Genomic DNA, 11909 nt, shown 5'->3' on the forward strand with positions numbered 1-11909 from the left:
GCCGAAGCGATCTCCAGGTACTCACTCGTTGTTCAGTTTTCAAAGATCAAGCTCGTTGTCAGCGCCGCTTATCGCGTCACCAGCAACTTTTATAATATAACATGGATCAAACAACAATGCAACTATTATTTCAAAAGTTCTTGCTGAAGCAATACCATCAGCTCTTCGGCAGTACCCCAAACCAGAGGACGTATCTCCTGAAGATGTATCCTTAATTTATCTGCCTCATCGCCTCTGACCGTCCAGATTACCGGAATGTTCAGCCCAAGCGCATAGCCCGCTGCCAAGTACACCTCAGCTGACTGGCCTGTAAGGTCCGCAATAACCAGCTTGCAGTCCGCCACAGCCCCCAGGGAATTCGCAGCTTCGTTCTTGTTGGCAAGCAAACGGGGTAAATAGCCAAACTGCTCGATTTTGGCCCAAAGCTTGTCCTGCCACTCCGCCTGCAGCTTCTCATCATCCGGCAGAAGAACGGTGCATTGCTGTAAGGTCCTGCCTCCTGTGGTTGCCACTGCTTCCTCCCACCCCAAGGGAGTCAATATGAAGCTCATACCTTCCCGGACTAACAGATCCTCATTTTGCAGCCTGTCAATAATATAGACCAGTTCCTGCAGATTGGGAGAATACGTCAGATTGTAGCTGCGGGACAGGGGATGAATGACTACGGGCTCACCAGGGCCACTACAATGCCTATACAGATACTGCAACAGCCGGTCTCCTTTAACCTCAGCCGTCACCGGAATATTCGGGGCATTCACAATCTCCTCCAGATCGCTGAACGCAAGGATCACCTTCTCGCCACAATCCGTCTTTTCGCGGATGTAGCCTGAAATCAGATGCAGCATGTCCCGCTTCTGCTGGAATGAGAGCGCAAGAATCGATTCATAGCTGTCTCTAAGCAGGCTGTAGCTTCCGCCAGGAGAGCAGGCGCAGTCGATATACTGATCGTACTCACCATCTGCTGTAATGCGGACAATCTGATCGCAGAATGCACAATGTTTCTTTTGCATAACCATCACCTCTTCAGAATAGCAGTCCCCCTACCTTACCAAGAATGGATTGAAAAGTGGACAGGAAATTCCTTCCTTCCCGACAGCTTGGGATGCCTGATTACGGAATTATGCCAAGGAGATTGCCGAAGCGGAGCATTCAGAGTTCACCACATTTTAATTAAACTGCCAGCAGCTTAAGCTTAAATTGCCATACTGATAACTCCGGTGAAGCAACTGCGCATTACGCCCCGGGTCACCCGCTCCCATAGCGATAAACAGCGGAATAAAGTGTTCACTCGTCGGGACTGCCATCTCTGCATAGGGAGCAAGCTCATCATATTGGAACAGCGCTTCTGTATCCCATGCTTCCACCTTCTCCTGAATCCAGTGATCGAACTGCTCGGCCCACCCGTTGGCCTCATCCGAATTCCAGTTCAACCTCCGTAAATTATGAACAGTTCCCCCGCTGGCGATGATAAGCACATCCTGTTCACGCAGCGCCGCCAGCGCCTTGCCGATCTCATACTGCTGCGCATTAGGCAAATCACGATTCACGGACATCGCCACTACCGGAATATCCGCATCTGGATAGAGTAGCTTCAGCACAGCCCATGCGCCGTGATCCAAGCCTCTGGTCTCATTCCGTACATTCTCAATCCCATGCGCAGTGAATAAATTCTGGATTTGATCCGCAAGCGCCTGGTCACTCTTCGCCGGATACGTCATCTGGTACAGCTCGTCCTGAAATCCGCCGAAGTCATAAATGGTATCATATGTTGCCGCCGCGCCCACTGACTGCACGGGTTCCTCCCAATGCGCCGAAAAGACAACGATGGCTTTCGGTTTGGGCATATGGTCTTTGAACTCTTTTAACAGCTTGGTGTAGGCATTATCTTCAAGAACAATAGATGGAGCTCCGTGTGCAAAAAAATAGGAAGGCATCATAGTCAATCACTCCTTAATAATGGGTTAATCCGGCATCCTGCTTGAGCCATCGCAAGAAATCACGCTGGTTCTCTTCAGTTACGCCGTGGTCGGACGGATAGATTCTGAAGGTCAACCGTTCGGTTTGCCCTTCCAGATAGGCAGCAGTCTCATGTCCAATGCGCACCGGGAACACCGAATCGTATTCACCATGCGAAGCGAAGACAGACACGTTCTTAAGGCTACGGAGGCTATACTCCATTTTCACAAATTCCGGAATATATCCATTCAGCGCGATAATCCCCTTCAATTGCTCCCCCATCGTAAGCGCAAGCGTCATGGACAGAATGGCCCCTTGGCTGAAGCCGAGCAAATAACGTCTGTCCGGATCGACCGGATACTGTTGCGTTGCATAGTGAATGAAACCCTCAAGATCGCCGACGGCTTGGTCAAACATCTCGCGGATGGGGTTGCCCAGGCTTTTCAAATCATAATATTGATGCCCCGTACCCAGCGGCAGATTCCCGCGAACCCCGATAATAATGAACTCCTCAGCCAGCGGCGCCACCAGACCGAACATATTGCGCTCATTAGAGCCTTTGCCGTGAAAAGTAAAGATCACCGGGTATTTCCTGCCCTGCTCCAGCTTATCCGGTAAGTGAACATCATATGAATACTTAGGATTCATCTTGTCTTCCTCCATATTGAAGATTCTCACTTAAATATTAGTTATAATAATATAATTTCTATATGAGTAATTTATCGCAAGACACATTGACTTGTCAACAACAAAATTGTTAATATGAAAATAAGTTTTGTATTACAAATATTATGAAGGTGTGATCCCATGGATATCGGCGCTACAATACGGGCAATCCGCAAGCGAAAAAATATCACCATCGCACAAATATGCGAATTAACTGGTCTATCCCAAGGTTTTATGAGCCAGGTCGAAACCAATAAAACCTCACCTTCGATTTCAACGCTGGAGAATATTGCCCAGGCCCTAAAAGTGCCTTTATCTTATTTGCTGTTAAAGAAAGAGGAGCGAATGCAGATTGTCCGCAAGGATGAACGGAGAATCACCACCAGCGGCGCAGCTAAGCTTAAAGTCGAACACCTCAGCTCCACCCAGAACGTACGTATGTCGATCGTCGAGTTCCCTCCCGGTGCCATGATTGGGGATGCCCCCCATGCGCATGAAGGACAGGAGGTTCATATCGTCCTTAAAGGGACTATCTATGCCCAGCAAGGGGAAGACGGAGCCGAATTTACCGAAGGTGATTCCTTTAGCTGGAATGCCTGCACCCCCCATTCTGTCAAAAATACAGGGGAAGACACCGCGATTGTGCTAATCTCCATCTACACTGAAAACGAAAACGGACAGGATGTCCTCTGAACAATCAAAAGCCCGTACTCTGGCCGGATAGGCGGAGTGCGGGCTTTTATTCACATATTCGCTATCTCATTATATTCAGCATGCTTCTCAATCTCGGTCACGATCATCTGCTGATTGATCTCTTGTATCTTATAGGCCTTGGCCATTTCTCTGGAGGAGATCACTTTATACCCATCATCTTTATAAATAATGGCGCAGTGATTCTCAATGGCTATGCCTGTTGTATCCATTCCCTTAACCATTTCCAAGAAATCTGCCTCGCGGTTGTCTTCATTATAATGAGGACAGTGAATCCCTGGTAAGATCCCCATCGCCTTCAATTTGATATAAATCCTCTCTCCTGATGTATCGAACGTCTCTGTGTCACTATGACCGTATTCGTACCAACAGATCGATCCCGCACTCATCCCTGACAACACAACCCCCGAAGCATAAGCCTGTTTCAGCAAAATATCCACACCATGCTCCCGCCAGATATGCAGCATCTTCCGCGTATTGCCGCCACCCACATAGATTACATCGGCGGATAAGATCATGTCCTCTATTTCTTCTGGTGCATATGTATTTTTCGTCAGCAGCAAGTACTTGATCTCACACCCTAACCGGTCACCGTATACTAGCTGAAAAGAGTCACAATACCCTTCCGCATCCATGCTGGCTGTAGGAATGAACAACGCTTTGGGATTCCTTTTGTTCGTTAGATCTACAATCGTTTGATCGATGGCCAAAGTCTCCAATTCGCTAATCTCTCCTCCGCCTATCGCCACAATAATGCCCAACTTCATCACTCCCAGTTATAATATTGAAGCAGATATGAATACAAAAAAGCCCCGGATGCATGACGTCTTATTCAGACACACCGGGACTGACTTTGTTGTGACAAGCTATATAGGTTGGTTAAGCACATTAATAAGTTTGTTATTAAATTGATCGGTAGTTTCAGAAAATTTTTATATTAAAAATATCTTTCTATATTCTTTTATAATAGAAATGCGAAGATTTAAAATTCATTTTCCACTTTATCATCCGCCCTTAATTTACCATTATTCGTGTATCTCACAACAATTTGATTTAGGCATTCAAGATTATCCAGGAGATTAGACTTTCGTTTCAGAAAAAAAGTATAGAGCCATAACGCGATGTGCTTAGGCTTTCAGAGTCCATAATGTGCTACTAATTGTAATTCAACAATCACAGCTGGATAATTTTTATGTACTTCTAAATTGTTGTAGGTTACAAATTCGTTTATAAAGAACTCCATTAAGCATGCTTATTATTTCCAATAATTCACTTCCATCCGCGATGTAGTAAATTGATTAATGGATTTAACTACAATTTAGAAACCAGTTAAGAAACTATGGAACCAGTTAAAAATTATTGTCGGCCTGACAAGCCCTTAATTTTCCCTTTAACCCTAGAAATAAATGAAGGATTAACTTTATGAGTTTCTGATTGTTCATTTTGTATTATTTTTCGCCCAATTTTCTCTTCGAGAGAAGATTTATTCTTTTCTTCTACTATTTTCTTGTCTTGCGAATTCGCCTGTTCAATCGGTTTATGACGTGAAAGATCCCTAGTATGTAATATCGCTTGCTTCAATTGCTCCTGACTCGAACGGATACTCATCGGAATATTAGGTCTATCGTCTAATAATGTTTTATTAGTGTATTCCTCACTCTCTTTATTACAAAGTGCTATATATTCATGCACTAACGGATGGTCTATTAACGCTTGATATTTCTCTCCTATTCTGTATTTTCCAAACTTAGTTACATCGTCTGCTACAAAAACAATGCCTTTAGTAATAGATATTTGTGGCGTAACATCTACTTTTTCCCCGTTATCTTTAATCCAGATGGCATGATGGACAGCTTCAATCATGAATTTAGGTGAAGGATCGGGCACAACTTGAATGCGCCAGCCTAACTGCCTCCTACCACCAAATTGTTGTACCATTTGTTGTACATTATCGTAGCATTCGTTTTTTTTAGTCCATTTTTCAGGGATCACTTTTATGTACTCTGGTTGTTCTTTTGGTGAAATGGATTTACAAAAGTTGATTACGGTATCGTCAATTTGTCTTGGTACATTAATTCGGCTCATTAATTCTTAAGCCCCCTTGTCAAAACATAATTATTCTATAACTTTATTTTTTACATCTTCATCTATTTTTTCATGAGTGAGTAGGTTTGTCTAGCAGCTGCACAACAAAAAAGGCCGCCATTTCGGGTAATGGTAAGTACAACCAAACCAAACCGAAATGAGGCGACCTCATAATAGTTATACCCCATTCTTGACCGTATTCAAACAAGTATTAACTTCGGAAGAAGTCCAAAGGATGACCGAGTAAACCAAGGACTACGAGATACGGGAACCAAAATGACCGTCGTTGTGTTGTTCGACTACTTTGTACAAGCCTGTTACCACAAATGGTATGGCCTTCGTCAAAGTACTCGCGTGGCTCGAACTACGATTTACCCAAGCGTTCATTACTCCACCCTTTAATTCCCCCTGTAAGAAAATAATAATTCCCGTCTCAAATTTTGCCCCTCTCCAACATACCCCAATCCCTTGCGCCGCAAGGCTTCACAGCCAATTCTGAGATAAAAATTCCTGTCCCAAAAACGCAGGGAAAAAGACTGAGGAACTGGAAAGAAACTGGTTCAATTGTGAACGAAAACGAATAAAAATTAGTGTCCCTGAAGAGGCAGAGAAATGCCCAAGAAATGCAGGGATCGGCATCTAAACCGCTTGGGTAAGAGCCTGGAAAATGCCTGAGTAAAAGCTTGAGTAAAGACCTCCCACAACCTCTGAACCCTTGAGCTGCTTGGGTTTCTGATGGAGTAATTATTCGAGGAAAGACTGAGAAATCCCTGCATGGTTCCGCCGCGAAGGATAAAAAAGACTGGAGAAATGCTTGGGGTATGAGTCTTTGGAGTTCTTGTGGACACTAATTTTTATTCCTGGACAGTATTATTGAAAATGGACAGGAATTTTTTATTGTTTCCCCCCCCGCTGCCGCATCCCCTCAAACAACAATATCGTCGCCGCCATCGCGGCGTTCAGCGATTCGGCGCGGCCGGCCATCGGGATGAGGATGCTTTTGTCGACCATTGCAGCCGTCTCGGGCGAGATGCCTTGGCCTTCGCTGCCGATCAGCAGCCACTGGCTGCCGTGAAAATCATGGGTGTAGCAGGAATCCTCCGCTGTCAGCGAGGTGCTGACCAGTAGCGCCCCGCCCTCCCGAGCCTGAGGGAGAATGGCACTTAGCTCTCCCTCCACTACCGGGAGGTGGAACATCGACCCCATCGTAGACCGGATGGTCTTCGGGTTGAAGAGGTCGGCGCAGCCCCGGCCGAGGATCACGCCGTCCGCGCCCGCCGCATCCGCGCTGCGGATGATAGTGCCTACATTGCCGGGGTCCTGGACCCCGTCAAGCACCACAACCAGGCTGTCCGGCTTCGCCAGAATGGCCTCTAGGCCCTGTTGCTCCTTCCGCACAATGGCGAATACCGGCTGCGGGGTGCCCGTGCTGCTGCACTTGGCAATTACCGCTGCCGACACACCGATGACCTCCATACCCTGGACAGCCTGAAGCAGCGGCTTCAGCTCAGACGGCATGCCTTTATCGAGATCAAAAGCCAGGCATTCCACATCCGCTTCGGCCTGCAGCGCCTCCTGTACCAGATGAATGCCTTCCACGATATATTTACCGGACCGGTCACGATGCTTCTTTTCCTGCAGTCCGGCCCATTCCTTCACCCGCGTATTCTGCGGCGACATAATTTCCATAGGGTCCTACCTTTCTATTCCTCACAGATTCCTATTGATAAGCCATTTCCAGCTTCGTCAGGTTATCCTTCCGTCCGACAATGACAAGGACATCACCATCGGTCAGACGGTCCTCCGCTCTGGGGGAGATATTCATTTCCTCGCCCTGACGGATTGCCATCACATTGCACCCATATTTGGCACGTATGTCAAGCTCCTGCAGGTTCTTGCCCAGCATCGGCCCCGAGACCTTCATATCGAGAATGCTGTACTCCGGTGACAGCTCAATGTAATCGAGGATGTTCGGAGAAGCGAGATGATGCGCCACCCGCATCCCCATGTCCCGCTCCGGGTAGATAACCTTATCTGCTCCGATTTTACCCAGAACCTTGCCGTGCAGCTCACTTTTGGCTTTGGCGATAATAGCAGGTACGCCCAAATCCTTCAGGATCAGCGTTGTCAGAATGCTGGCCTGAATATCCTCACCGATGGCGACTACCACCACATCGAAGTTACGGATGCCAAGCGCACGCAGCGCCTCTTCATCCGTGGAGTCCGCAGATACGGCATGCGTCACAATGTTGGAGATTTCCTGGGTGCGCTGTTCATCCGCATCAATGGCCAGCACCTCATAACCCATCCCGCTGAGTGCTTTGGCCACACTTGAGCCGAAGCGCCCCATGCCGATGATCGCATACTGTTTTTTTGCCATTAAGCCTTGTCCCTCCCGTACGTATAATACATCTCACACAGTATAGCATAAGCCGTTATAAACTTGAATGTTCAGCGCTCCCGCAGGGCACCTTATAAGAAGGCTGCTTACCTGACTAAGCCCCTGCTTTCGAAATCAGTTTTGCGATGCTGATTCAGTAAGCAGATGCTCAAAAACTTTAAGGAGGCCGATTATGCCAGTCACCCTTGATTTGCGCCAGGCCATCATTCACAAGGTACACGGCCAGTCCGAAGAAGGTCTGCGGGAGGTCATTGAGAATTCCGTAGACGGGCCGGAAGCCGCGCTTCCCGGACTGGGTGTCGTCTTTGAGATGATCTGGAAGGACCTCGACCCTGCGAAGCAGGACCGGGTTCTCTCTATGCTGCACAGACACCTGGACAAGCTTACCCCAGGCTCCATCACCTCCTAGAGGGGGCCCATCCCGCCAAAAACCTCCGCACCCCACCGTGCTGCTGCACAGGTGGAGGCGGAGGTTTTTTATAGCCTAATCATACATATGCTTAACTGCTCATCTTGCTTCTATTACACTCTTCAAGGTGCAGTCTCCAGGAACTTCGCGGTCGGATTCTTCTCCATCGCGGTCCGCATGGCGTATTCGTTCTCGAACAGCACTACGTAATTGCCCTTCTTGTCCGTAACCAGAGTGGAGTTGATCCGGAACTTGCTGGCATCCGGCTTGTTCTCATCCACGATCCAGCGTGCGAACTGGTAGCTCATACGCTGCAGCTGCACATCCACGCCATACTCACCCTTCATGCGGTACTCGAACACCTCGAACTGCAGTTGTCCGACTACACCCAGCAGAATATCGTCGAAGTTGACGGTACGGAACACCTGGATCATGCCCTCTTCGGTCAGCTGGTCAATCCCCTTTTGGAATTGCTTCGATTTCAGTGCATTCTTGATGGTGACTTTGGAGAAAATCTCCGGCGAGAAGGTCGGCAGCTCATCGAACTCCATATCTCCAGCCTGACTGAGCGTGTCGCCAATCCGGAAGATGCCCGGGTCGAACAGACCGATAATATCCCCCGGATACGCCTCTTCAACAATATCCCGGTCCTGGGCAAGGAACTGCTGCGGCTGGGACAGCTTGATGTCTTTGCCGGCACGTACATGCTTCACACTCATCCCGCGCTCGAACTTGCCGGACACGATACGCAGGAAAGCGATACGGTCACGGTGTGCGGGATTCATATTCGCCTGAATTTTGAATACATAGCCGGTGAATTTCTCATTCGTCGGTTCTATAGAGCCCGCTGTACTGCGGCGTGGTTCAGGCTTCGGCGCAAGCTCCAGGAAATTATCCAGGAACGTCTGCACACCAAAGTTGTTGATAGCACTGCCGAAGAATACCGGAGTAATCTCCCCGCGCAGCACCTTCTCATAGTCAAAAGGATCACCCGCTACATCAAGCAGCTCCAGATCCGCGCATAGCTGATCATGCAGGTATTCCCCCGCCATCTCACGGATAATCGGGTCGCGGTAGCTCTCCACCTTCTGTACTTTAATTACGGAATGGTCATCGCCCTGGAACAGCTCGACCTGATTCTTCATCCGGTCATAGACGCCGCACAGCTCACGGCCCATCCCAATCGGCCAGTTCATCGGCACCGAACGGATGCCCAATACATTCTCCAGCTCTTCCATCAGATCAAACGGGCTGCGGCCTTCACGGTCCAGCTTATTAATGAAGGTGAAGATCGGAATGCCGCGCTTCGCGCAGACCTGGAACAGCTTGATTGTCTGTGTCTCCACACCCTTGGCTACGTCGATCAGCATGACGGCGCTATCAGCCGCAGTGAGCGTACGATAGGTGTCTTCACTGAAATCCTGGTGACCTGGAGTATCCAGAATGTTCACCCGGTGGTCCAGGTAATCAAACTGCATCACAGAGGACGTTACCGAGATTCCGCGCTGCTTCTCAATTTCCATCCAGTCACTGGTGGCGTGCTTACTTGCCTTGCGGGCTTTGACTGTACCTGCCAGACGGATGGCTCCTCCGAAGAGCAGAAGTTTCTCGGTCAGTGTCGTTTTACCCGCATCCGGGTGGGAAATAATCGCAAAGGTTCTGCGTTTGTCGACTTCACTCTGAAGCTTATGGTCCGTTGCTTTATTCATTGCACATATCCCTTCATCTATAAATTCATGCTTACTTCTGCCTCTATTGCCGGATCGATCAAATCGGTCTGCTATTCATGGATTCAGATCCTTTCCTTCGAAAATCAACAGAGAATCAACGTCTATTTCTTGAACGTAACGTTTACCATTTATAGGATCATCTATAGCGCTAGGCTTAGAAATCTTTATGTTGAAAGCATCCTTCTCAGTATAGCAAAATCCGGCAGAGATTATCTACAAAAAAGCGGCTGTAGTGAAATATCTTGTAATATAAATTCACGATTCAGCAAAAAGATCCCCCTGCAGCGAAATGCAGGAGGATCTGTAACCATTCTTCTTCAGGAACTAGCGGTTAACCTGCCAGACCACATTGTCTTCATCCTGGCCGTTGACCGGCCACCAGTGGAAGCCTTCTCCGGCAAGCAGCTGGTCGGCTTCAACCGGACCCCAGGAGCCGGCAGGATAGGAAGCCAAGTCGTTGCTCTCTTCCTTCCATGCCTTGGCAATCCGGTCCACGAAGGACCAGGCCGAGGATACTTCATCCCAGCGGGTGAAGTAGGTGGAATCGCCGCGTGCAGCATCATGCAGCAGACGCTCATAAGCCTCCGGCGAGTTAATGCCGATCATGCAGCTCTGGCAGAAATCCATAGCCAGCGGCTGAATCTCGGATTCCGAGCCCGGCTTCTTCGCATTGATCTTCACATAGATGCCTTCCATCGGATTGACGCGGATGACGAGCAAGTTCGGCTCAAGCTTGTGCTTCTGGCCCAAGTAGACGTTGGTCGGCATTCCTTTGAATTCTACAACCACTTCCGTGGTCTTCACAGGCAGGCGTTTGCCGGTGCGGATATAGAAAGGAACTCCAGCCCAGCGGAAGTTATCCACGAACACACGGGCTGCGAAATAAGTCTCTGTATTCGATTCCGGGTCCACTTTGTCTTCCTGGCGGTAAGCCGGAAGCGTCTTGCCCTTGTAGAGACCTTGAGTGTATTGGCCGCGAACAACGTTCTCGCGGACCTCATCAGGGGTAGCATAAGGACGCAGCGAACGTAGAACCTTCACCTTCTCATCACGGATATCTTCAGCCAGCAGACGGCTAGGCGGTTCCATAGCGATCATCGTCAGCAGCTGCAAAATATGGTTCTGGCCCATATCGCGCAGTGCCCCCGCATGATCGTAATACCCGCCGCGTTCTTCCACGCCCACCGTCTCGCCGAGTGTAATCTGAATGTTGGCGATATGCTTGTTGTTCCACAACGGCTCGAAGAAGGCATTAGCGAACCGGATTACTTCAATATTCTGAACCATTTCCTTACCCAGGTAATGGTCAATCCGGTAAATCTCCTCTTCCTTGAAGACTTGACGGATCTGTTCGTTCAGTTCCTCAGCGGATTCGAGATTGTAGCCGAATGGCTTCTCGATGACCAGACGGTTCCAGCCTCTGGCCTGCAGCATCCCGCCTGCCTTGAGGTTGAAGGATACGCTGCCGAACAGTTCAGGCGCAAGTGCCAGATAGAACATACGGTTGCCCGGAATATGGAACTTCTCTTCCAGCCGCTCCGTCTGTTCGTTCAGCTCACGGAAGCCGTCAATATTATTGATGTCGAGTGACTTGTATTCAAAATGCTGTACGAACTCGTTCCATTCCGCAGCATCTCCTGCCTGATACCGGCAGAACTCGCGGATGGATTCCTTCACATCTTCCCGGAATTCATCCTGGGTGCGGGGACGCCGAGCCACGCCAATGACCGCAAAATCTTGGGTCAGCTTGCCTTCACGGTACAAACTGTAAATCGCCGGGAAAAGCTTACGCCGGGCCAGATCTCCGGTTGCCCCGAAGATAAAGAATACAGCACCGGGTGTATGCAGTGCATCAAGGGTTTGATTTTCAGCCATGGCTCCTCATCTCTCTGTATGTAATATAGTTGACATTCATTCTCATCGCCTGGTATGAAACAACATACGACTATAG

General features: G+C 48.7%; 11 protein-coding genes. 2 read left to right on the forward strand and 9 right to left on the reverse strand.

Annotated features, from left to right (window positions below):
- Positions 1 to 125: 125 nt before the first annotated feature.
- The 3 genes from C162_RS28310 to C162_RS28320 all read right to left on the reverse strand — a co-directional run bounded on the left by C162_RS28310 (position 126) and on the right by C162_RS28320 (position 2604).
- Positions 126 to 1010 (reverse strand): hypothetical protein, encoded by an 885-nt coding sequence (locus C162_RS28310; protein ID WP_036700254.1) that lies wholly within the window; start codon positions 1008 to 1010, stop codon positions 126 to 128.
- A gap of 156 nt (positions 1011 to 1166) precedes the next feature.
- Positions 1167 to 1937, reverse strand: coding sequence for a dioxygenase family protein (locus C162_RS28315; RefSeq protein WP_036700257.1), 771 nt, complete (start codon positions 1935 to 1937; stop codon positions 1167 to 1169).
- A 13-nt stretch (positions 1938 to 1950) separates the two neighbouring features.
- Entirely contained in the window at positions 1951 to 2604 is a 654-nt protein-coding gene (locus C162_RS28320; RefSeq protein ID WP_036700259.1) for an alpha/beta hydrolase, read from the reverse strand.
- Between the two features lie 159 nt (positions 2605 to 2763).
- Between C162_RS28320 and C162_RS28325 the strand changes: the two genes are divergently transcribed.
- The gene (locus tag C162_RS28325) at positions 2764 to 3315 is read left to right on the forward strand and encodes a helix-turn-helix domain-containing protein (protein WP_036700262.1); all 552 of its coding nucleotides are present in this window, start codon (positions 2764 to 2766) and stop codon (positions 3313 to 3315) included.
- A gap of 50 nt (positions 3316 to 3365) precedes the next feature.
- On the opposite strand, the gene C162_RS28330 is transcribed toward C162_RS28325, so the two are convergent.
- The 4 genes from C162_RS28330 to C162_RS28345 form a co-directional block, all read right to left on the reverse strand.
- Complete coding sequence (locus tag C162_RS28330; protein WP_156949731.1) at positions 3366 to 4094, reverse strand: peptidase E; 729 nt, start codon at positions 4092 to 4094, stop codon at positions 3366 to 3368.
- A gap of 595 nt (positions 4095 to 4689) precedes the next feature.
- On the reverse strand, positions 4690 to 5418 hold the full coding sequence (locus tag C162_RS34720) for a hypothetical protein (protein ID WP_051493997.1): 729 nt from the start codon (positions 5416 to 5418) through the stop codon (positions 4690 to 4692).
- A gap of 894 nt (positions 5419 to 6312) precedes the next feature.
- On the reverse strand, positions 6313 to 7107 hold the full coding sequence (locus C162_RS28340) for a TrmH family RNA methyltransferase (RefSeq protein ID WP_036700267.1): 795 nt from the start codon (positions 7105 to 7107) through the stop codon (positions 6313 to 6315).
- Between the two features lie 31 nt (positions 7108 to 7138).
- A complete protein-coding gene (locus C162_RS28345; RefSeq protein ID WP_036700269.1) occupies positions 7139 to 7798 on the reverse strand; it encodes a potassium channel family protein in 660 nt (219 codons plus the stop codon).
- 193 nt (positions 7799 to 7991) lie between these two features.
- Here C162_RS28345 and C162_RS28350 point away from each other — a divergent pair, with 193 nt between their 5' ends.
- Positions 7992 to 8228, forward strand: a complete 237-nt coding sequence (locus C162_RS28350) for a small acid-soluble spore protein SspI (RefSeq protein WP_036700271.1) — start codon at positions 7992 to 7994, stop codon at positions 8226 to 8228.
- A gap of 122 nt (positions 8229 to 8350) precedes the next feature.
- Here the strand turns inward: C162_RS28350 and C162_RS28355 are convergent, their stop codons facing one another.
- Together C162_RS28355 and zwf are read right to left on the reverse strand one after the other, a co-directional pair.
- A complete protein-coding gene (locus C162_RS28355) occupies positions 8351 to 9937 on the reverse strand; it encodes a peptide chain release factor 3 (RefSeq protein ID WP_036700273.1) in 1587 nt (528 codons plus the stop codon).
- A gap of 345 nt (positions 9938 to 10282) precedes the next feature.
- Positions 10283 to 11833, reverse strand: a complete 1551-nt coding sequence (zwf, locus tag C162_RS28360) for a glucose-6-phosphate dehydrogenase (RefSeq protein WP_036700276.1) — start codon at positions 11831 to 11833, stop codon at positions 10283 to 10285.
- Positions 11834 to 11909: the final 76 nt, after the last annotated feature.

Source organism: Paenibacillus sp. FSL R7-269 (genome assembly GCF_000517865.1).
Taxonomy (GTDB): Bacteria; Bacillota; Bacilli; order Paenibacillales; family Paenibacillaceae; genus Paenibacillus_AQ.

Bases quoted from the DNA above. Each gene is read 5' to 3' on its own strand.
- C162_RS28325 (WP_036700262.1), top strand. From the start codon at position 2,764: ATGGATATCGGCGCTACAATACGGGCAATCCGCAAGCGAAAAAATATC.
- C162_RS28320 (WP_036700259.1), bottom strand. From the start codon at position 2,604: ATGAATCCTAAGTATTCATATGATGTTCACTTACCGGATAAGCTGGAG.
- C162_RS28350 (WP_036700271.1), top strand. From the start codon at position 7,992: ATGCCAGTCACCCTTGATTTGCGCCAGGCCATCATTCACAAGGTACAC.
- C162_RS28310 (WP_036700254.1), bottom strand. From the start codon at position 1,010: ATGCAAAAGAAACATTGTGCATTCTGCGATCAGATTGTCCGCATTACA.
- C162_RS28315 (WP_036700257.1), bottom strand. From the start codon at position 1,937: ATGATGCCTTCCTATTTTTTTGCACACGGAGCTCCATCTATTGTTCTT.
- C162_RS28345 (WP_036700269.1), bottom strand. From the start codon at position 7,798: ATGGCAAAAAAACAGTATGCGATCATCGGCATGGGGCGCTTCGGCTCA.
- C162_RS34720 (WP_051493997.1), bottom strand. From the start codon at position 5,418: ATGAGCCGAATTAATGTACCAAGACAAATTGACGATACCGTAATCAAC.
- C162_RS28340 (WP_036700267.1), bottom strand. From the start codon at position 7,107: ATGGAAATTATGTCGCCGCAGAATACGCGGGTGAAGGAATGGGCCGGA.
- C162_RS28355 (WP_036700273.1), bottom strand. From the start codon at position 9,937: ATGAATAAAGCAACGGACCATAAGCTTCAGAGTGAAGTCGACAAACGC.
- zwf (WP_036700276.1), bottom strand. From the start codon at position 11,833: ATGGCTGAAAATCAAACCCTTGATGCACTGCATACACCCGGTGCTGTA.